The organism is Bradyrhizobium sp. USDA 4354, from assembly GCF_054060315.1.
This window is the reverse complement of the sequence record NZ_JBSSDC010000001.1, coordinates 5,232,724-5,253,315: the sequence shown is the minus strand read 5'-3', so window position 1 is coordinate 5,253,315 and position 20,592 is coordinate 5,232,724. Positions and strand designations below refer to the sequence as shown.

Here is a 20,592-nt window from a genome sequence, read left to right as displayed (position 1 = left end):
AATCCGTATTTTGCCGCATTGTTGCGACAGCTTGAGGATGCGACACGATGCCGATGCATCGTTCGATGCTTTGATTCGCAAGCCGCATGTCGTCGCGGACCTTGGTTTGTAGTGGTTTCGCAGGGGGACCATCCAATGAACCAGTGCCTACGCTCGCTCGCGTGTGTCGTTGCCGTGGCCGCAATTGCCTTCCTTCCCACCGAGCTGGCGGCGAAGAGCAGCCACAAATCGTCCGCGCCGAAGAAGACGCATGAGGCGAAAGCCGGCAAGCACCGCCATGCCTCCGCCGGCAAAACGCGACACGGCAAGCACGCCGAGGCCAGGCGCAAGTCGAAAAAGACGATCGACGAGCCCGCGGACAAGCCGGCACCGCCGCCGCTGACCGGCGATCTCGCCGCGCTGAAGGACGCCATCGATCTCGCGCGCAAGGGCAAGACCGATGACGCGGGCGCGGCGCGCGACCGCATCGCTGACCCCGCCGGACAGAAGCTCGCCGACTGGTTCATGCTGCGCCATTCCGAGAGCACTGCGAATTTCAAGCGCTACGCCGCCTTCCTCGCTGCCAATCCGCACTGGCCGAGCAGCGCGCTGTTGCGCCGGCGCGCGGAGGCGCGGCTATGGCAGGAGAAGAGCGAGGCGGCCACGGTGCACAAATTCACCATGGACCGGCCGACCAGCGCCAAGGGCAAGTTCGCGCTCGCCCGCGTGCTGCTCACTGAAGGCGAGGCCGACAGGGCTGCGCGGCTCGTGCGCGAAGCCTGGCGCACAGAGGAATTGTCCGAGCGCAGTGAGGAGGACGCTTACGAGGCGTTCCGTGATCTCCTTACGGCGGACGATCATCGGGCCCGCATGGACAAGCGCCTCGGCGCCAAGGACTATGCCGGCGCAAGACGCGCGGCCAGGAGGCTCGGCGAGGATGCGGTCGCGATCGTCAAGGCCTGCGCCGCGGTCACCGGCAAGGCGAGCAAGGCCAAGGACTATCTCGATGACGTCTCCGCCGACGCGCGCCGCGACCTCGGCTACGTGCTGTGCCGCGCGCAATGGCATCTCCAGAAGGACCGCATCGACGACGCTGCCGAGGTGATCCTCGCTGCCGCACCCGACACCATGGCCGCCCAGGACACCGATGCCTGGTGGCGCGAGCGTCGCCTGCTCGCGCGCAAGCTGCTCGACCAGGGCAAGTCCAGGACGGCCTATGATGTGGTGCGCACGGCCGCGGTGCCGGAAAAAGAAGTCTATCGCGTCGACTACCACTTCATGTGCGGCTGGATCGCGCTGCGCTTTCTCGACGACCCCAAGACGGCGATGATGCACTTCGCCGCGATCGACGAAGGCTCGGCCAATCCGATCGCGCTGTCGCGGGCCCATTACTGGCGCGGCCGCGCCGCCGAAGCCATGGGCGCAACGGCCGATGCGAGCATGAGCTATCGGGCGGCGGCACGCTATCAGACCGCCTATTACGGCCAGCTCGCCCGCGCAAAGCTCGGCCTCGACCGGATCGAGCTGCGCCCGCCCTCGCCTGTGCTGGCCTCGGCCGACACGCAGCTAGCGGACGAGCGCGTGCGCGCGGCCGACATGCTCTACGGCATCGGCGAGCGCGACATGGTGTTCTATTACGCTGAGGATTTCGCCAAGGAGAGCACCGACGTCGCGGCGCTCGAAGCGCTCGGCGAGCTCGCCGGCCGGCGCAACGATGCGCGCGTGATGCTGGAGATCGGCAAGACGGCGCTGGCGCGCGGGCTCGCGCTCGACCATTACGCCTTCCCCACCATCGGCATTCCCGAGCACAGGCAGGTCGCGCCCGCGATCGAGACCAGCGTGATCTATTCGGTGGCGCGCACCGAAAGCTCGTTCGACCAGCGCGACAAGTCGCCGGCCAACGCGGTCGGGCTGATGCAGGTGACGCCGGAAGCCGGCCGCGACACCGCCAAACGCTTCGGCCTGACTTACGACTGGGACAAGATGGTCTCCGATCCCGTCTACAACACGCAGATGGGCGCGGCCGAGCTCAGTGCGCTCTTGTCGGAATACCGCGGCAACCAGATCATGACTTTCGCCGGCTACAATGCCGGCCGCGGCCGCGTGCGCGAATGGGTGCAGGCGCGCGGCGATCCCAGGAATCCCAATGTCGATCCGGTCGACTGGGTCGAGCGCATTCCGCTGTCGGAGACCCGCAACTACGTCCAGCGCGTGATCGAGAACGTGCTGGTCTACCGCGCAAGGTTCGAGGGCAGCGGCATGGTCGCCGGTAAAAGCGACCAGCGCGTGGTCACGCACGAAGCCGGTGCAACGGCACCCGTGGCGGCCGCAGCACCCGTTCCCTAGTCGACGCCGCCGGGGCTGGACGCGGCGTCTGCAAGGTTGCGTCGCTGCGGCTTCCACGCGAGTGCAGTCGCGCAGCTAGCTGTCACCTCCTTCCATCGTGATCAGATCGCGACCGTCCAAATATGCGCCGGTCAAGACTCTCGCGAAGGTCCAGGCGTGGATCGTGCAGCTCCAGCACCAGACGGCGCTCAGGACCGCCAATGTCTCGATCATGCCGCCAGCGGCGAGCTCGACGTTCGCGGCGGCCGGCTCTGCCCGCCCAGACATCGGCCATTGCATCAACAACGTGACGAACTCGCCGCGGCGGTAGCAATCGTAGTCACAGTAACGGCGCTGTGTCCGCGCATGCCGGACATAGCCGGAGCGGAGCGACCGCGAGCATGTGCTGCACGTGGCCGCGTGCGACGGGGGCTCGTGATTGACCACCACGAACTTCATGAAACCGCCCTCACGCCATCTTTCGCGAGGGCCTCGCAGAACAGCGCGTAGCACTGATGGTCGCAGTAAGGCAGACGGGTCGCGATCTCGCGGAGATAGCTGCCGCTGATCGGCTCGCAGCACTGCATGCACCAGGTCTTCCGGAACGGGGTCCGGCCGTTGACCAGCACGAACGCGAATCTCATGTGGCACCTCCCAAAGCGAAGCAGTAAACGCTGTCGAGCGGAGACAGTGCGGGCGGTGGAGCGCAAAGATGGTTTCGGCCGTCCGGATTATCCCTGTTTCGCTCCACCTTTTGTGGTGGAATCAGAATGTATCTCCCGTCCTCCCGGCGCCGTGCATAGATCTGGCCGTCGATGTACTTGATATCGGTCGGATAGCAGTCGGCGCTGTTGCAACAACTGAGGCTCGGATTGTCCGGCATGTGCCAGGTCGAATAGAATTTTTCGTGCAGCGCCTGGTCCTGGGGTGGGTGCTGGCGATGAACGGCACCGTGTCCCGTCTCCTGTGCCTGGACCGTCGCAATGGAGCCGAGGAGAACCATCGAGCACAAGAGCTTGCATGAGCGGTTCAACGCAGGGGCTCCCGGATCAGACCTTCGGAACGATGTCAGCCCTCTAGCCCGGCCTCACGCGACCTGAACCTGGAACAACCACCGGCGATCACGTTCGCGGCGTGTGCGGAAGCGATCGACGCACTTTCTGGAGCAGAGCGCGGTGCGCCAGGAATAGTGGCGGATCAGGCCAAACTTGCCGCCGCACACTGCACAGCCGTTGATTGAAGAGCAACGTTCGGACTCCGACAGGCGACGCTCAAGAAGTACCGATGTATCGCACATTGCTGTCTCCCTCTGTTGCTTGCGCTTTTGTCAGTTCGACCTCACACGGGTCGTGAATTGCCGCGATCGCAGCTGCCTGTCGGTGAGAGGCTTCGGCCTGCAGGTCTGAGACCGGCCACCCGTACGACCGCTGCGATTGGCTGGTCGACACTCCCGATGATCACGAGGCTAGTCCGCCGGGCACGAAGCGCTCAACTGTACGGAGGTAAATGGCCGACATGACTAGGATTGGAGAAGCTATACCTAGGTTTGTCCCGTACTTGCCCGGATGGCCTCTCGCACCGGCTCACGTTCAACGAGACGGCGCACGGCGCGCGGGCTGCACGGCCGCCGCGAAAAATTGCCTCGCGCATCCGGCTTGATGCGCCGCAATGGACAAGGGCGAGCAGTCAATCCCAAGGCGAACGTCGTCACCGCCCATCCGACTTTGGCTGGAATTGCTCCTCCGGCGGCAACGTGCTCTACTTGCGTTCACGCAGAGAGCGCCGGGAGCGTCTGCGATGAAGCCGGGCCGGGCCGTAGCGTTGGGGAAGTCAGCCGCGCAATTCCTCGTCGGCTGCGTCAGGCACACTGTCACTGCCAAGCCGCGCGTTGAGCCCGGTGATGCCGGTCTGCTGGAGGCGGTCAAGCAGTGGCAGCAAGTCTTCGAGCACAACCCGGTCATGTACTTCATGGTCGACCCGGCCGGAACCGTCATCAACGTGAACACGTTTGGCGCCGCGCAGCTGGGCTATACGCCCGCGGAGTTGATCGGCCGATCGGTGCTGGATGTCTTCTTCGAGGAAGATCGCGCTACTGTCCGCGCGTGTGTCGCGCTGTGCCTTGAGACCGTTGATCAGTCACACACCTGGGAAATCCGGAAGGTTCGCAAGGACGGCTCGATGCTATGGGTGCGAGAGAACGCCAAGACCATGCTGCGGGCCAATGGCGGACCAATCGTATTGGTCGCCTGCGAGAACATCACCGAGCGCAAGGAAGCGGAGAATGCGCTGCGACAGAGCGAGGCTTATCTCGCCCAGGCGCAGGAATTGAGCCACACCGGCAGCTTCGGCTGGAAGGCCGCAACCCGCGAGATCACGTGGTCCAAGGAGACCTATCGCATCTTCCAGTGCGAAGAGGGAACCAAGCCAAAGATCTCGTTCATGCTGCAGCGGATCCATCCGGACGACCGGCTCGCGGTGCAACAGACTACGGGTCGGGCCGCCCAAGAGGGAAAGGATTACGATCACGAATACCGGCTCGTGATGCCCGACGGCTCCATCAAGTACGTCCGAGCGGTGGCCCGGGCGACGCGAGATTCCAGCGGTCGCGTGGAGTTCGTTGGATCGGTATCCGACATCACGGCGACCAAAAAGGCAGAACACAGGCTGCGTGACAGCGAGCAGCGCTTTCGCGACTATGCCGAAACCGCCTCTGATTGGTTCTGGGAGACGGGGCCAGACCATCGCGTCACCCACATATCGGAACACTCCGATACCATGACCGCCCCCGCCGGCCTGATCGGACTCACGCGTTGGGACATCGCTCCGGACGCAGATCTCGAACCTGAAAAATGGCGACAACATCGGGCGGCGCTCGACGCCCACGTCCCGTTCCGCGACCTGGTGTATCGCAGCAAAGACCGCAACGGACAGCCGATCTACGTCCGGACCAGCGGCAAGCCGTTCTTCGACGCCGACGGCACTTTCCTGGGCTATCGCGGCGTCTGCACAGACGTAACCGCGGCGATCCGGGCCAATCAAGCCGAAGACGCGCTGCGCAAGGCCCAGGCCGAGCTCGCCCATGTCACCCGTGTCACGACACTGGGTGAGCTGACCGCTTCCATTGCCCACGAAATCAATCAGCCGCTCGCCGCAGTGATCGCAAACGCCGACGCCTGTCTCGCCTGGCTGCAGCGCAGTCCGCCCGACCTCAAGGCAGCGCGCCGCTCCGTGGAGTGGATCATCGAGGACGGCAAGCGCGCCAGCGACGTGATCCGTCATGTTCGGGCGCTCGCCAAGCGTTCCGATATCGAGATGGCTCCACTCGACATCAGCGTGGTCGTGCGCGAGGCTGTGGCGCTCGTACAGCGCGAGATGGCCAGCCACGCCGTGTCGGTTCGAATGGAACTATCGTCGGTACTACCCAGGATCTTTGGGGATCGCATTCAATTGCAGCAGGTCCTGATCAACCTGATCAAGAACGGGATCGAGGCCATGGAAGGCATCCATGACCGCCCGCGCGAGCTGGCGATCCGTGCAGCGGCCGACGACAATGGCGCGGTGCTGGTGAGCGTATCCGACTGCGGCATCGGCATCGACGAACAGGCAATGGACCGCCTGTTCATGCCGTTCTTTACCACGAAGTCCAGCGGTATGGGCATGGGCCTGTCGATCTGCCGCTCCATTATCGAAGCCCATTGCGGACGACTTTCCGCCAGGCCGAACCAGGAGCACGGCGCGACTTTTCAGATCACCCTTCCGCTCCATCGCGAGGGCGCATCGTGACCGAGCGCGCGCAGCCTTCGCCGCCCAGGGAGGATGGCGATCAGCCGATCGTCTTCATCGTCGACGACGACGCATCCATGCGCCGTGCGCTCACCAATCTGTTCGAATCGGTCGGCCTCAAGGTCGAAGCGTTCGGCTCGGCGCCGCAACTGCTGCAGGCCAAGCCGCCCGACGTCCCCAGTTGCCTCGTGCTCGACATCCGCCTCCCGGGAGTTAGCGGTCTCGACCTGCAGGCCGATCTTGCCAAGGCAAATATCCACACGCCTATCATCTTCATTACGGGTCATGGCGATATTCCCATGACGGTTCGGGCCATGAAGAGCGGCGCGATCGACTTCCTGACCAAGCCGGTTCGCGACCAGGACATTCTGGACGCAGTCCAGGCCGCGATCGAGCGAGACCGCAAGCGCCGCGACCTCAACAGGACGGTCTCGAGCGTCAGATCACGCTTCGAGTCGCTGTCCTCGCGGGAGCGAGACGTATTGTCACTGGTGACGTCCGGCCTGATGAACAAACAAGTGGCCGCCCAGCTCGGATTGGCGGAGATCACCGTTAAAATCTACCGCGGCCAGATCATGCGGAAAATGGGCGCGAAGTCGCTGGCCGATCTGGTGAGAATGAGCGAGGCGCTCGGGATTGGATCGAACAAGTCCGACGCACAAACCTAAGTATGAGTTTCCAATCGTGACTGGCAGGTCCACCTTACCCCTTTATGTGTAGCCGTGGCGACGGCAAGCGTAATTCCCGGCGAGGAGCGGACGTCTTGTCAGCGGCTTCGGTCATTTCGGTGCTTGACGACGACCCTTACGTTCGGGCCGCGATCAACAATCTCTTGGAATCGCGCGGATACATCGTCCACACATTCGCCTCGGCCGAGGAGTTCTTGAGGTCGACCGATTCGAATGACACCTCGTGCGTGATCGCCGACGTGCAGATGCCGCAGATGACCGGAATCGATCTGTTGACGCAGATGCGGGCGCAGGGTTCGGCTAAGCCGTTCATATTCATCACAGCTTTCCCGGATGAGAGCGTACGCGTGCGTGCGCTAAATGCCGGCGCAATCTGTTTTCTCGGTAAGCCGTTCGCCGCCTCGGATCTGATGCAATGCCTGAACCGTGCGCTGGCAGCAGGTCACGAAACCGCGCAGTGAGCGCCCGGCGGCCAGCAAACGCAGCGGTGACAGCGAGCAGGACAAATCCCGCTTCTCGCGAAGGCTTCCCGCGAGATGGCGCGTTCGCGGCCTGCTCGGAATGAGCCGCAGAACCGTGGCGACACACCGCGAGGCTTGCGCCGCCGGGTTCAATCCACCTTGATGTTCGCCGCCTTGATCATCGGCCACCATTTGGCGATCTCGGCCTTCTGGCGAGTGCCAAGCGCTTCGGGCGTGAGCTGATCCTTGGGCGTCATCTCCAGGCCTTGGCTTTCGAGCTGCTTCCTCACCGCGGGATCGTTCAGCGCCTCCACGGCCGCGGCGTTGAGCTTGGTCACGATCTCTTTCGGCGTTCCCTTCGGCACCCACATGCCGGACCACAGTGTCATGTTGAAGCCCTTGAGGCCCGCCTCCTCCGCGGTCGGGATCTCGGGTGCCGAGGCCAGGCGCTTGCTATCGGTGATGGCGTAGGCGCGGATGGTGCCGGCGCGGACCTGGTTGATGGAATTGGAGGTCTGGTCGAGGATGAGGTCGATCTGGCCGGCGATGAGATCGTTCAGCGCGGGCGCGGTGCCGCGATACGGCACGTATTGCAGCTTGATGCCGGAGACGTTCTCGAAATAGACGCCCGCGATGTGACTGCCGGAGCCCGCGCCGGCCGTGCCTGCGGTCGGCGGCGACGGTCGCGACTTGAGCCACTCGATCAGCTCCTTCAGCGAGGTCGCGGGCACCGCGTTCTTGCTGACCACGATCATCGGGTTGCTCGGCAGCAGCACCACCGGCTCGAGATCGGCGACGAGGTCGAATTTGAGCTTGTAGACGGCACCGTTGGCCACGTGGGTGCCGAGATGGCCGAACGAGATGGTGTAGCCGTCCGGCGGCGATTGCACGGCGCGGCCGACGCCGATCGAGCCGCCCGCGCCGGTGACGTTCTCGATCACCACGGGCTGGCCGAGCGAGGTGCGCATCCGGTCGGCGAGCACGCGCGCCATTGCATCCGAAGGCCCGCCGGCCGAGAACGGCACGATGATGGTGATGGGACGGGTGGGATAGTCATCGGCGCGCGCAGCGCCGGTCACAGCGAGAATAGCAAACAGCGCAGCCCAGACGGCCTTCGTCATTGTCTTCTCCCCAGCGATATCTTTTGTTTGTTCACCTCTCCCCGCTTGCGGGGAGAGGTCGAAAGCGAAGCTTTCGGGTGAGGGCGAGTCTCCTCGAGTCCAACTGTCACCGCCCCCGCGGAGACTCCCCCTCACCCCAACCCTCTCCCCGCAAGCGGGGCGAGGGAGAAAGTCTAGAACTGCGAATAATCGACCGGCTTGTGGCGGTCGAGTGTGCGGGTCACCGGCGGCAGCGGATATTTTAGGCCGGTCGCGCAGTTGAACAGCATCACGCGGTCGGTCTTGCTGACGCGGCCGTCGGCGAGGCTCTGCTTGTAGGCGGCGTAGGTGGCGGCGCCCTCCGGGCAGAGCAAGAGCCCCTCCTCGCGCGCGACCTCGTTCAGCGCCGCCGAGATGTTGTCGTCGTCGACCGCGATGGCAAAGCCCTTGCTCTCGCGCACCGCACGCAGAATCAGGAAATCGCCGATTGCCTGCGGCACGCGGATACCTGAGGCGATGGTGTGGGCATCCTCCCAGCGCGTCGCATGCTCGGTCCCGGCCTCGTAAGCGCGCACCATCGGCGCGCAGCCGGAGGCCTGTACCGCGACCATGCGCGGGCGCTTCGAACCGATGAAGCCGATCTTCTCGAGCTCGTCGAACGCCTTCCACATGCCGATCAGGCCGGTGCCGCCACCGGTCGGATAGAAGATCACGTCGGGCACGTCCCAGCCGAGCTGCTCGGCAAGCTCGAGGCCCATCGTCTTCTTGCCCTCGATGCGGTACGGCTCCTTCAAGGTCGAGGTGTCGAACCAGCCGACCTTGGCCTTGCCCTCACCAACGATCTTGCCGCAATCGTCGATATAGCCGTTGACGCGGTAGACGGTCGCGCCCTGCAGCTCGATCTCGCTGACATTCACCTCGGGCGTATCGGCCGGGCAGAAGATCGTGGTCTTGATGCCGCAGGACGTTGCATAGGCCGCGAGCGCAGCGCCGGCATTGCCGTTGGTCGGCATCGCCATGTGCTTGATGCCGAGCGCCTTGCCCATCGACACCGCCATCACCAGGCCGCGCGCCTTGAACGAGCCGGTCGGCAGCCGCCCCTCGTCCTTCACGATGATCTCGCCGCCGCCGAGCTTTGCGCCGAGCTTCGGCAGCCGGATCAGCGGCGTGGTCACCTCACCGAGCGAGACGATGTCCTTGCATTTGCGTACCGGCAGCAGCTCGCGGTAGCGCCACATGTCGCCGGGACGTTGGCTAAGCGCGTCCTTGGTCAGCGCCTTCTTCACGCCAGCGAGGTCGTAGCGAACGAGCAGCGGCTTACCTGCTTTTGAGAGATTGTGAACCTGGTCGGCGGCGTAGTGATCGCCTTCCATTGCGCATTCCAGATGCGTGACGAAGGTCGGGCGTTCGATGGTGAGATTGTCGTTGTCGTGCATGGGGTGATTTCCTTCTTATTCTGCAAACAGGTCTCTCTGCTCGTCATTGCGAGCGAAGCGAAGCAATCCAGAATCTTTCCGCAGCGGCAGTCTGGATTGCTTCGCTTCGCTCGCAATGACGGCGGCGGCTAGATATTCAGCACCCGTCCGTACGCATCCAGCACGGCTTCCTTCATCATCTCCGACAGTGTCGGATGCGGGAAGACCGTGTGCATCAGCTCTTCTTCCGTGGTCTCCAGGTTCATGGCGACGACATAGCCCTGGATCAGCTCGGTGACCTCCGCGCCGACCATGTGGGCGCCGAGGAGCTGGCCGGTCTTCTTGTCGAAGATGACTTTGACCAGACCCTGATCCTCGCCGAGCGCGATGGCCTTGCCGTTGCCGACGAAGGGGAAGCGGCCGACGCGGATCTCGCGGCCACTCTCCTTCGCCTTGGCTTCGGTGAGACCCACGGACGCGACCTGCGGATGGCAATAGGTGCAGCCCGGGATCATGTTCTTGTCCATGGGGTGCGGATTGAGGCCCTTGATCGCCTCGACGCAGATCACACCCTCATGCTCGGCCTTGTGCGCGAGCATCGGGGGACCGGCGACGTCACCGATGGCGTAGATGCCGGGAATGTTGGTCTTGCCGTAGCCGTCGACCACGATGATGCCGCGGTCGGTCTTCACCCCTAACTTTTCGAGGCCGAGATTCTCGATATTGCCGACGACGCCGACCGCCGAGATCACGCGCTCGAACTCGGTGGTGACAGGCTTGCCCTTGCCGTCATCGATGGTGGCGACGACGCTGTCGGCCTTCTTCTCGAGTTTTGTGACTTTGGTCGAGGACATGATTTTCATGCCCATCTTCTCAAAGCGTTTCCGCGCAAGCCCTGCGATTTCCACGTCCTCCACGGGGAGGATCTGCGGCAGCACCTCGACCACGGTGACGTCGGAGCCCAAGGTATGGAAGAAGGACGCGAACTCGATGCCGATGGCGCCGGAGCCGACCACCAGCAGCGACTTCGGAATCCGGTCCGGCACCATCGCCTCGAAATAAGTCCAGACCAACTTCTTGTCGGGCTCGAGCCCCGCGCAGCACGCGCGGCCGCGCGCCGGTCGCAACGATGATGTGTTTTGCCTGATAGGTCCCCTCGCCCAGCGCGCCCTTGGGGCCCTCGACGTCGGACTTCTTCACGGTGACCTTGCCGGGTGCGTCGATCGATGCGGCGCCCCAGATCACGCTCACCTTGTTCTTCTTCATCAGGAAGCCGACGCCGTCGTTCAGCCGCTTGGAGACGCCGCGTGAGCGCTGCACCACGGCCTTCGGATCGAACGAGACCTTCTCCGCCGAGAGGCCGTAATCCTTGGCGTGCTGCATGTAGTGATAGATCTCGGCCGAGCGTAAGAGCGCCTTGGTTGGGATGCAGCCCCAGTTCAGGCAGATGCCGCCGAGATAGGATTTTTCGACGATCGCGGTCTTGAAGCCGAGCTGCGCGGCACGGATCGCGGTGACATAGCCGCCGGGACCAGAGCCGATGATGATGACGTCGAAGGATGTGTCGGCCATGGCGGCTCCCGTTCAACTCAAGAGGCGCCGCGGGCGCGGCGCTTGACCAGAAAAGATCTCACCAGCCATTCGAGCACCACCGCCAGGACTAGGACGGCCAGCACAGTGAGCACAATTGGCTGGGCGATGTTCCGTGCCAGCTGCTCGCCGGCAAAGAACGCAGAGTGAAGAAAATCGAACCCGATCGGATTGAGCGCGACGACGGCTCCGAGCAGCAGCGATATCCATGGCCAGCGGGTCCGGACATGCAAGCTTGCCCCCTCTGCCGCCGCGTCAGACCATCATCATGACGGGATTTTCGATCAGCTGCTTGAACGCACCGATCAGCTCGGCGCCGAGCGCTCCGTCGATGGCGCGGTGATCGCAGGACAGGGTCACGCTCATGATATTCGCGATCTCGATCTTGCCGCCGCGCACCACGGGGCGCTCCTCGCTGGTGCCGACCGCGAGGATCGTCGCATGCGGCGGATTGATCACGGCGGTGAAGTGGCTGATGCCGTACATCCCGAGGTTGGAGACGGCGGTGGTGCCGCCCTGGTACTCCTCGGGCTTCAATTTGCGGGAACGGGCGCGCGCGGCAAAGTCCTTCATCTCGTTGGAGATGGTGGACAGCGTCTTGGTCTCCGCTTTCCGGATGATCGGCGTGATCAGGCCGCCGGGCATCGCGACGGCCACACCGACGTCGGAATGGTGATGCTTGACCATGCCGCTTTCGGTCCAGCTGACGTTGCAGTTCGGGATCTTCTGCAGCGCGACCGCCATCGCCTTGATGACGAAGTCGTTGACGGAGATCTTGTAGAGCGGCTTCTTTTCCTTGTCCTTCGGCGCGGCGGCGTTGATCTCCTCGCGCGCGGCGAGCAGCTTGCCGATGTCGCAGTCGATGGTGAGGTAGAAGTGAGGGACGTTCTGGATCGATGCGGTCAGGCGCTGCGCGATGGTGCGGCGCATGCCGTCATGCGGGACGATGTCGTAGGAGCCGGGCTCGAACAGCGACAGGATCTGCTTGTCCGACATGGTCGGCGCGATCGCGGGCGCACCTGACGGCGCCGCGGCGGGCGCCTTGAGGCCCTTGCCGGACTTGGCCTGCTCGACGTCGCGCGCGACCACGCGGCCATGCGGGCCGGTGCCGGTAACCATGCCGACATCGATGCCGGCTTCCTTGGCGAGACGGCGCGCCAACGGCGATGAGAACACGCGGCCGCCATGACCGTTGGCCTGCGCGGCCGGAGCTGCGGGCTGCGGCGCCGGAGCAGCAGCGGGCGGCGGCGCGGCCTTGGGCGCAGCAGGCGCTGGCGCGGGCGCCGGGGCAGCAGCGGGTGCTTCAGCAGCTTTCGGAGGCGCGGCCGAAGCGCTGGGCTTGGCGCTACCTGCAGCCTTCACATCCTCGCCCTCTCCGGCGAGCACGGCGATCACGTCGTTGACCGGAACGTCCTGCGTGCCCTCGGGCACCAGGATCTTGGCGATCGTGCCCTCGTCGATCGCCTCGACCTCCATGGTTGCCTTGTCGGTCTCGATCTCGGCGATGACGTCGCCGGACTTGACCTTGTCGCCTTCCTTCTTCAGCCACTTGGCGAGGTTGCCCTTCTCCATCGTCGGCGAGAGAGCGGGCATCAGGATGTTGATGGGCATGCTGACCTCAAGAAGAACTTTGCAAAACGTCGTCTTCGAAGGCGAAGACGAACAGACCAGGTTTAGTTGCCGATGTCGCCCTGCCACAGGCGCTCATTGGCTGGGATGGAACGCCAATTCTTCATCATGGTGATGGAGCGGTCGTCGGCAAGATCTATCCAGGGGATGCCGAACTTGTCGAGGATGTCCTTGGAGCCGGGGAAGGTGACGGACTCGCCGATCACCACCAGCTTGACCTTGAACAGCGCGAGCGCGCCAGCGCACATCGAGCATGGCGACAGCGTGGTGTACATGACGGTGTCGTGGAATTTGATCGCACCGGCTTCGCGCAGGCAGCTCATCTCGCCGTGCAGGATCACGTTATTCTCCTGCACGCGGTTGTTGTGGCCGCGGGCGATGATCTTGTCGTCGCGCGTCAGCACCGCGCCGATCGGCAGGCCGCCTTGCGCGATCGAGGCTTCCGCCTCTCGGATCGCCTCAAGCATGAAATCGTAGTGATAGGATTCGATCGTCACGGTCAGTGCCCCTTCCCGCGCGGCGTCGTGGTGCCGGTGTCGGTGGGACGCTCGATCTCCGCCTGGAACATGTCGAGGATCCGGTTCAGCGCGTCCTCCTCGGTGTATTCGCTCTCGCGCGCATAGGCGCGCGCGGCGTGGCGGGCGAGATCGACGAGCAGGAGGCCCCACATGTCGGGCTCCTCGAAGGCGCGCTGGAACGCCATCGACAGCCCGCCATCCAGTACGAACACGCGCAGTATCTCGACCGCGTCGTCGCGGGTCATGACGTCGGGCGGCAGTGGCTGCTCCTTCGGGCCCGCCATGGTCTACCTGTAGCAGACGGCTTTGGCGGCCTCGACGACTTCTGCCGCCGAGGGCAGCGCGAGCTTCTCCAGGTTGGCGGCATAGGGCATCGGCACATCCTTGCCGGAGACGCGCGCAACCGGCGCGTCCAAATAATCGAAGGCGTTCTCCATGATGCGCGCGGCGATCTCGGCGCCGACGCCGCTCTGGGCCCAGCCCTCTTCCACCGTGACGGCGCGGCCGGTCTTCTTGACCGAGTTGATAATGGTCTCGGTGTCCATCGGGCGCAGCGTGCGCAGGTCGATCACCTCAGCCTCGATGCCATCCTTGGCGAGCTCGTCGGCGGCCTTGAGCGCGTAGGTCATGCCGTTCGACCAGGAGACGATCGTGACGTGGCTGCCGGAGCGCACGATGCGGGCCTTGCCGATCGGAATGATAAAATCGTCGAGCTTGGGCACCTCGCCGGTGTGGCCGTAGAGCACCTCGTTCTCGAGGAAGATCACCGGATTGGGATCGCGGATCGCGGCCTTCAAAAGACCCTTGGCGTCAGCCGCCGAATACGGCGCAACCACCTTGAGGCCCGGAATATGCGAGTACCAGGCCGAGTAATCCTGGCTGTGCTGGGCGGCGACGCGCGCGGCCGCGCCATTGGGCCCACGGAACACGATCGAGCAGCCCATCTGACCGCCGGACATGTAGAGCGTCTTGGCCGCGGAGTTGATGATCTGGTCGATCGCCTGCATCGCGAAGTTGAAGGTCATGAACTCGACGACCGGCTTCAATCCAGTCATCGCGGCGCCGACGCCGACGCCGGCAAAGCCGTGCTCGGTGATCGGGGTGTCGATGACCCGCTTGGCGCCGAATTCCTGGAGCAGGCCCTGGGTCACCTTGTAGGCGCCCTGATACTCGGCGACCTCTTCGCCCATCACGAAGACGTCGGCGTCACGGCGCATCTCTTCGGCCATGGCATCCCGCAGCGCTTCGCGGATGGTCTGCGTCACCATCTCGGTGCCGGCGGGCACTTCCGGATCCGGCTCGGCAACGGCCTGCGGAGCAGGCGCGGCCTTCGGCGCGGGCGACTCGGCCTTTGCTGCCGCCGGCGGCGCGGACTCCGCAGCCTTCGCGGCCGCTGCGGGCGCTTTCGCAAGATCAGCGGCGCTCTCACCATCGGCGAGGATGGTCGCAATCGGCGTGTTCACCGCGACGTCGGCGGTGCCCTCGGGGATCAGGATCTTGCCGAGCGTCCCCTCATCGGTCGCCTCGACCTCCATGGTCGCCTTGTCGGTCTCGATCTCGGCGATCACGTCGCCCGACTTGATCGTCTCGCCCTCTTTCTTCAGCCATTTGGCGAGGTTGCCCTTCTCCATCGTGGGCGACAACGCGGGCATCAGCACTTGAATTGGCATATCTTCTCCAAAGAAAGCTTGCGCGCGTTCAGCGGTAAACGTCGGTCCAGAGCTCGGCGGCATCCGGCTCGGGATCATGCTGGGCGAAATCGGCGGACGCATTGACGATGTCGCGCACCTCGGCGTCGATCGCCTTCAAATCCTGCTCGCTGACCTTCGCGGCCAAGAGGCGGTTGCGCACCTGCTCGATCGGGTCCTGGTCGTGGCGGACCTTCTCGACCTCCTCGCGTGTGCGATATTTTGCAGGGTCGGACATCGAGTGGCCACGATAGCGGTAGGTCTGCATCTCCAGGATGTACGGACCCTTGCCGGCGCGGCACCAGGCCGCCGCTTCCTCGCCCGCAGCCTTGACGGCGCGGACATCCATGCCGTCGACCTGCTTGCCCGGAATGTTGAATGACGCGCCGCGCTTGGAAAAATCCTGCTGGGCCGAGGCGCGCGAGACCGAGGTGCCCATGGCGTAGCGGTTGTTCTCGATGACGTAGATCACCGGCAGCTTCCAGAGCTCCGCCATGTTGAAGCTCTCATAGACCTGGCCCTGGTTGGCCGCGCCGTCGCCGAAATAGGTGACGCTGACGTTATCGTTCCCGCGATAGTGATTGGCGAAAGCGAGACCGGTGCCGAGCGAGACCTGCGCGCCGACGATGCCGTGGCCGCCGTAAAAGTGCTTCTCCTTGCTGAACATGTGCATGGAGCCGCCCTTGCCCTTGGAATAGCCGCCGTGGCGGCCCGTGAGCTCGGCCATGACGCCGTTGGCGTCCATGCCGGTGGCGAGCATGTGGCCGTGATCGCGATAGCCGGTGATGACCTGATCGCCCTCTTTCAAGGCCATCTGCATGCCGACCACCACCGCCTCCTGGCCGATATAGAGGTGGCAGAAGCCGCCGATCGCGCCCATGCCGTAGAGCTGGCCGGCCTTTTCCTCGAACCGCCGGATCAGGAGCATGTCGCGGAGCGCCTTGAGCTCCTGCTCTCTGGTAAATTCCGGGGGCGAGCCGCCGTTGGTCTTGTCTTGTGGAGTGCTTGCGGCGGCTTTCTTGGGTGCGGCCATAGGAATTCCGGGTCAGAGAAAACTTTCGTCCTCTCTAACCCAAGTCAAACGCCCTTGGAAAGCACTGCGGCGGCATGCCACGATTTTCATTATGCCGCACTGCAACGTGGTCGAAATATTGCAAAATGTTTGGCGCTGATCGGGCAACAAATCTACGTGGCAGGCGCGCACCCGGATTCGTGACCGGATCAAGAACTATCGAGCATGCTGATCCCGGCAGCGAAATGGGCGGCGCCTGACATGGCGCCGCCCTGCCCCGCGCCGTCGATCAGAAGAAGCCGAGCTTCTTGGGGCTATAGCTGACCAGGAGGTTCTTGGTCTGCTGATAGTGATCGAGCATCATCTTGTGGGTCTCGCGACCGACGCCCGACTGCTTGTAGCCGCCGAAGGCCGCATGCGCGGGATAGGCATGGTAGCAGTTGGTCCAGACCCGGCCGGCCTGGATCGCCCGGCCGAAGCGGTAGCAGCGATTGGCATCGCGGCTCCAGACGCCGGCACCTAAGCCGTAGAGCGTGTCATTGGCGATCGCGAGCGCCTCCTCGTCGCTCTTGAAAGTCGTGACCGAGACGACGGGGCCGAAAATCTCCTCCTGGAAGATTCGCATCTTGTTGTGGCCCTCGAACACGGTCGGCTGGACGTAGAAGCCGCCGGCGAGATCGCCGCCGAGCTCGGCGCGTCCGCCACCGGCGAGCACCTTGGCGCCCTCCTGCTTGCCGATGTCGATATAGGAGAGGATCTTGGACAGCTGCTCGCTGGATGCCTGGGCGCCGATCATAGTGGTGGGATCGCGCGGATCGCCCTGCTTGATCGCGGTGACGCGCTTCAGCGCCCGCTCCATGAAGCGGTCATAGATATCGGCGTGGACCAGCGCCCGGCTCGGACAGGTGCAGACCTCGCCCTGGTTCAGCGCGAACATGACGAAGCCTTCGATCGCCTTGTCGAAGAAATCGTCATCTTCCGCGGTGACGTCCTTGAAGAAGATGTTGGGCGACTTGCCGCCGAGCTCCAGCGTGACCGGAATGAGGTTCTGGCTGGCATATTGCATGATCAGCCGGCCCGTCGTGGTCTCGCCGGTGAAGGCGATCTTGGCGATGCGCGGGCTCGACGCCAGCGGCTTGCCGGCCTCGAGGCCGAAGCCGTTGACGATGTTGAGAACGCCGGGCGGCAGGATGTCGGCGATGATCTCGGCCCAGACCATGATCGAGGCCGGGGTCTGCTCGGCGGGCTTGAGCACCACGCAATTACCGGCGGCCAGCGCAGGCGCAAGCTTCCAGCAGGCCATCAGCAGCGGGAAGTTCCAGGGAATGATCTGGCCGACCACGCCGAGCGGCTCGTGGAAATGATAGGCGATGGTGTCGTGGTCGATCTCGCCGATCGAGCCTTCCTGGGCGCGCACCACGCCGGCGAAATAGCGGAAATGATCGATCGCGAGCGGCAGGTCGGCGGCGCGGGTCTCGCGGATCGGCTTGCCGTTGTCCCAGGTCTCGGCGATCGCGAGGCGCTCGAGATTGTCCTCCATGCGGTCCGCGATCTTGTTCAGGATCGCGGCACGCTCGGCGACGCTGGTGCGGCCCCAGGCCCCCTTGGCGGCATGCGCGGCGTCGAGCGCCGCCTCGACATCCTGCGCGTCGGACCGCGCGATCTTGCAGACGACCTGGCCGGTCACCGGCGAGGCATTGTCGAAATATTTGCCGGAGATCGGCGCCACGAACTTGCCGCCGATGAAATTGTCATAGCGTTCGGCAAAGGGAACTTTGGTGACGCTGAGGAATTCCACCTTGTTCATTGATCACTCCCGATGTTTGCTGTTTGCGCAATTCGTCGCATGGTCGCGACTTGCACCGACGATGATGCGGGAGGCGTTTTCTGTCAGCCCGGGCGGCAGCGATGGTAGGGCGGACCTGTCGCAGTTCTGCGACACACTCTCGTGTCCCGGACGCGCTGCAACGCCATCGTGCGTCGAAGACGCGCGCAAACGCGCTGATGGCGTTGCTGCGCAGAGCCGGGACCCAGAAGGCCGCACGGAAAAATGCTGAGACATGGGCCCCGGCTCAGCAGCGCACCCCGTCGCAGGAGCGACGCGCTGCGCTGCGTCCGGGGCACGAGATCGGAGTTTCGATTAAGCAGCGCAGCTCAGTGGTTCAGCTCGAACCGCTTCAGTTTCCGGTGCAACGTGGCGCGGCTGACGCCGAGGGCCTTGGCGGCCGCGGAGACGTTGCCGCTGGCGCGGAGCAGCGCGCGCTGCAACACCGCGCGCTGGCCGCCGGCAAGGTGATCGTGCGCGGTATCACCGCCGAGAAGATCGGCCGCGGGCATCGGCCGCAAGGCCCGGCCGGGCGAGATTCCGAGCGCCACCCGGGCGGAGCGGGTCGCGCCGATCACGAGATCGTCCGCATCGACCGCAACGAGGCCGCCGCAACTTCCGTCCGCAGCTTGCGTCAGCACGATGCGGGCATGGGCAAAGGCCTTTCGAAACAGGTCGGCCTCGATACGCCTGGCCGCCTCGCCTGCCGCGAGCGCGATCAGGCTGGCGAAGGCATCGGTACGATCGGCGCGGCAGGAGGAGACGTCGAGCACGCCTGCGAGCGCCGCTTCGTGATCGTAGATCGGAACGGCGGTGCAGCTCAGAAGCGTATTGCCGGGCAAAGAAATGCTGGTCGCGATCGATCGTCAATGGACGCTGCTCGACGAGGCAGGTGCCGATGCCGTTGGTGCCCTCATGCTCCTCGCTCCAGAGCGCGCCGGTCCACAGGCCCCAGGATTGGAACGTCGCATCGTCCGCCGCCGCGCCGCGGCGATCGACCGGCACGCCCTCGCGGTCGGCGAGCAGCACGCAGCAGCCCGCGGCGCCGACGGCCTGATAAAGCCGGTCCATCGCGCCTTGCGCGGCGGCCAGAAGCGGCGCGATGCGCTCGCGCGCCTGGTGCAGCTCGGCTTCGGTCAGCCGCATTGGGGTGGCGCGGCCGCCGGGATCGAGATGATGTAATCGGGAGGAACGGCGCCACGAAGCCACGAGCGCGGACCGAGCCGCCTGGCCTGACGCAATGGCGGCCTCGACGCGGGCCGCGTGATGCCGGGGTATTGACCCATTCATCACTGTTTCCTCCGGATAGCAGTCTAGAACGTGCCGGTGCTGCCCGGTTGATCTGCGTCAACTTCAGCGGGCGCCACACAACCGATGAGCCCGCCGCGGTGCCCCCGTCAAGGCGGCCAACCGGTTCCAGGCTTACGACCTTCGGAGGAGCGAAAGACACGGAGGTCGGATTTCGGCGGCCGCTTTCGTGTCGGTTTCGAAAGCTGCGAAAAACGCTACTTCGCGGGGATCATCCGAACGAGATCATGCGGATTGACATAGTCGAGCTGGTAGCGCGCCCTCTCATCCAGCATGTCGGGATCGATCCGCGACGTGCGCAGCAGGGAGACGCGCTGCTCGCTCCTGGCGCGCTCGCGCTTGAGCTGGGCCAGCTCGCTGGTCAGCGCGATGATCTCCTGGTCGAGCTCCTGGCGCGCGTTGAGGCCGTATTTGCCGGTATAGGCGTTGACACCGAAATAGCCGACGATCGCCGCCGCCATCGCGTAGAGGGCAAGACCGGTCAGGATCGATTTCAGGCGGGCGCGGGAGACCATTCTGGGAAGATGGGACAGGTTGGTTAAGGGAGTGCTAATTCAGTATCAGAAGTCATTCCGGGGCGGCTCGAAGAGCCGAACCCGGAATCTCGAGATTCTCAGGTGCGCAATTGCGCACCATAGTTCGATGCTCCGCATCGCCCCGGAATGACGCCGCCCTCTTACCCCTGGTGCTTCGCCACATGCGCGGCGAAAGCGTCGATGTACTGCTGCAGCACCGTCTTGAGGGAGTCCTTGGTCAGGTTGCCGTCCGCGTCGAAGGCATCGCCGACGCCGTTGAGGTAGATTTCCGGCTGCTGGAGCAGCGGACCGGAAATGCCCGGCAGGATGTTCTGCAGATGCTTGGCCGCACTGACGCCGCCAAGCGGCCCCGGCGAGTTGGAGATGATGCCGACCGGCTTGCCGAGAAACGAGCTCTTGCCATAGGGCCGCGAGGCGACGTCGATGGCGTTCTTGAGAGCGCCCGGGATCGAGCGGTTGTATTCGGGTGTGACGAACAGGACGCCGTTCGACTTCTGGAGTTTCTCGCGGAAGGCGAGCCAGTCCGCGGGCGGCGCGGCCTCGAGGTCCTGGTTGAAGAACGAGATGCCCGCCGGCGTGATCACCTCGAGCTTGAGCGAGCCAGGCGCGAGCTTGGCGAGCGCATTGGCGATCCTGAGCGAGAAGCTGTCCTTGCGCAGGCTGCCGGCGATCGTGACGATGTTGTAGGCCATGGATTGTCCTTGAGGGCTTGAGCGGGAATGCCGCGAAGGCAC

At 64.4% G+C, this 20,592-nt stretch carries 18 protein-coding genes and 2 pseudogenes; 4 read left to right on the top strand and 16 right to left on the bottom strand.

Going from position 1 to position 20,592, the window contains the following annotated elements:
• The first annotated feature begins 135 nt into the window (after nt 1-135).
• Complete coding sequence (locus ACVIIV_RS24310; RefSeq protein WP_456746399.1) at nt 136-2,325, top strand: lytic transglycosylase domain-containing protein; 2,190 nt, start codon at nt 136-138, stop codon at nt 2,323-2,325.
• A gap of 75 nt (nt 2,326-2,400) precedes the next feature.
• Here the strand turns inward: ACVIIV_RS24310 and ACVIIV_RS24305 are convergent, their stop codons facing one another.
• The 3 genes from ACVIIV_RS24305 to ACVIIV_RS24295 form a co-directional block, all read right to left on the bottom strand.
• Complete coding sequence (locus ACVIIV_RS24305; protein ID WP_456746398.1) at nt 2,401-2,763, bottom strand: hypothetical protein; 363 nt, start codon at nt 2,761-2,763, stop codon at nt 2,401-2,403.
• Nucleotides 2,760-2,948, bottom strand: coding sequence for a hypothetical protein (locus tag ACVIIV_RS24300; RefSeq protein WP_407119207.1), 189 nt, complete (start codon nt 2,946-2,948; stop codon nt 2,760-2,762). Before ACVIIV_RS24300 ends, ACVIIV_RS24305 begins: the two co-directional genes overlap by 4 nt.
• 443 nt (nt 2,949-3,391) lie before the next feature.
• The gene (locus tag ACVIIV_RS24295; RefSeq protein ID WP_456746397.1) at nt 3,392-3,601 is read right to left on the bottom strand and encodes a hypothetical protein; all 210 of its coding nucleotides are present in this window, start codon (nt 3,599-3,601) and stop codon (nt 3,392-3,394) included.
• A 500-nt stretch (nt 3,602-4,101) separates the two neighbouring features.
• On the opposite strand from ACVIIV_RS24295, the gene ACVIIV_RS24290 reads away from it, so the two are divergent.
• The 3 genes from ACVIIV_RS24290 to ACVIIV_RS24280 all read left to right on the top strand — a co-directional run bounded on the left by ACVIIV_RS24290 (nt 4,102) and on the right by ACVIIV_RS24280 (nt 7,237).
• The gene (locus tag ACVIIV_RS24290; RefSeq protein ID WP_456746396.1) at nt 4,102-6,087 is read left to right on the top strand and encodes a PAS domain-containing sensor histidine kinase; all 1,986 of its coding nucleotides are present in this window, start codon (nt 4,102-4,104) and stop codon (nt 6,085-6,087) included.
• Nucleotides 6,084-6,755, top strand: coding sequence for a response regulator transcription factor (locus ACVIIV_RS24285; protein WP_456746395.1), 672 nt, complete (start codon nt 6,084-6,086; stop codon nt 6,753-6,755). The genes ACVIIV_RS24290 and ACVIIV_RS24285 overlap by 4 nt, the downstream gene beginning before the upstream one ends.
• A 95-nt stretch (nt 6,756-6,850) precedes the next feature.
• On the top strand, nt 6,851-7,237 hold the full coding sequence (locus ACVIIV_RS24280) for a response regulator transcription factor (RefSeq protein WP_456746394.1): 387 nt from the start codon (nt 6,851-6,853) through the stop codon (nt 7,235-7,237).
• Nucleotides 7,238-7,386: 149 nt separating this feature from the next.
• On the opposite strand, the gene ACVIIV_RS24275 is transcribed toward ACVIIV_RS24280, so the two are convergent.
• The 13 genes and pseudogenes from ACVIIV_RS24275 to ACVIIV_RS24215 form a co-directional block, all read right to left on the bottom strand.
• Nucleotides 7,387-8,358: a tripartite tricarboxylate transporter substrate binding protein BugD gene (locus ACVIIV_RS24275; protein ID WP_456746393.1), complete on the bottom strand. Its 972-nt coding sequence runs from the start codon at nt 8,356-8,358 to the stop codon at nt 7,387-7,389.
• A 173-nt stretch (nt 8,359-8,531) separates the two neighbouring features.
• Nucleotides 8,532-9,773 carry a threonine synthase gene (locus ACVIIV_RS24270; RefSeq protein WP_456746392.1) on the bottom strand — a complete coding sequence of 414 codons (1,242 nt, stop codon included), beginning with the start codon at nt 9,771-9,773 and terminating at the stop codon, nt 8,532-8,534.
• Nucleotides 9,774-9,901: 128 nt separating this feature from the next.
• Nucleotides 9,902-11,324, bottom strand: a pseudogene (gene lpdA, locus ACVIIV_RS24265) (dihydrolipoyl dehydrogenase).
• 17 nt (nt 11,325-11,341) lie between these two features.
• On the bottom strand, nt 11,342-11,575 hold the full coding sequence (locus ACVIIV_RS24260; RefSeq protein WP_456746391.1) for a hypothetical protein: 234 nt from the start codon (nt 11,573-11,575) through the stop codon (nt 11,342-11,344).
• A 22-nt stretch (nt 11,576-11,597) separates the two neighbouring features.
• Nucleotides 11,598-12,953, bottom strand: coding sequence for a pyruvate dehydrogenase complex dihydrolipoamide acetyltransferase (locus ACVIIV_RS24255; RefSeq protein ID WP_456746390.1), 1,356 nt, complete (start codon nt 12,951-12,953; stop codon nt 11,598-11,600).
• A 62-nt stretch (nt 12,954-13,015) separates the two neighbouring features.
• On the bottom strand, nt 13,016-13,468 hold the full coding sequence (locus ACVIIV_RS24250) for a nucleoside deaminase (protein ID WP_456746389.1): 453 nt from the start codon (nt 13,466-13,468) through the stop codon (nt 13,016-13,018).
• A gap of 2 nt (nt 13,469-13,470) precedes the next feature.
• Nucleotides 13,471-13,773: a DUF5076 domain-containing protein gene (locus ACVIIV_RS24245; RefSeq protein WP_008547332.1), complete on the bottom strand. Its 303-nt coding sequence runs from the start codon at nt 13,771-13,773 to the stop codon at nt 13,471-13,473.
• Between the two features lie 3 nt (nt 13,774-13,776).
• Nucleotides 13,777-15,159, bottom strand: a complete 1,383-nt coding sequence (locus ACVIIV_RS24240) for a pyruvate dehydrogenase complex E1 component subunit beta (protein WP_456746388.1) — start codon at nt 15,157-15,159, stop codon at nt 13,777-13,779.
• A gap of 28 nt (nt 15,160-15,187) precedes the next feature.
• Nucleotides 15,188-16,210 (bottom strand): pyruvate dehydrogenase (acetyl-transferring) E1 component subunit alpha, encoded by a 1,023-nt coding sequence (pdhA, locus tag ACVIIV_RS24235; protein ID WP_456746387.1) that lies wholly within the window; start codon nt 16,208-16,210, stop codon nt 15,188-15,190.
• Nucleotides 16,211-16,478: 268 nt separating this feature from the next.
• Nucleotides 16,479-17,996 carry an aldehyde dehydrogenase gene (adh, locus tag ACVIIV_RS24230; protein WP_456746386.1) on the bottom strand — a complete coding sequence of 506 codons (1,518 nt, stop codon included), beginning with the start codon at nt 17,994-17,996 and terminating at the stop codon, nt 16,479-16,481.
• Between the two features lie 347 nt (nt 17,997-18,343).
• Nucleotides 18,344-19,304, bottom strand: a pseudogene (locus ACVIIV_RS24225) (GAF domain-containing protein).
• Between the two features lie 215 nt (nt 19,305-19,519).
• On the bottom strand, nt 19,520-19,837 hold the full coding sequence (locus tag ACVIIV_RS24220; RefSeq protein WP_008567889.1) for an FtsB family cell division protein: 318 nt from the start codon (nt 19,835-19,837) through the stop codon (nt 19,520-19,522).
• 161 nt (nt 19,838-19,998) lie between these two features.
• Nucleotides 19,999-20,550, bottom strand: a complete 552-nt coding sequence (locus tag ACVIIV_RS24215) for an NADPH-dependent FMN reductase (protein ID WP_456746385.1) — start codon at nt 20,548-20,550, stop codon at nt 19,999-20,001.
• Nucleotides 20,551-20,592 lie beyond the last annotated feature (42 nt).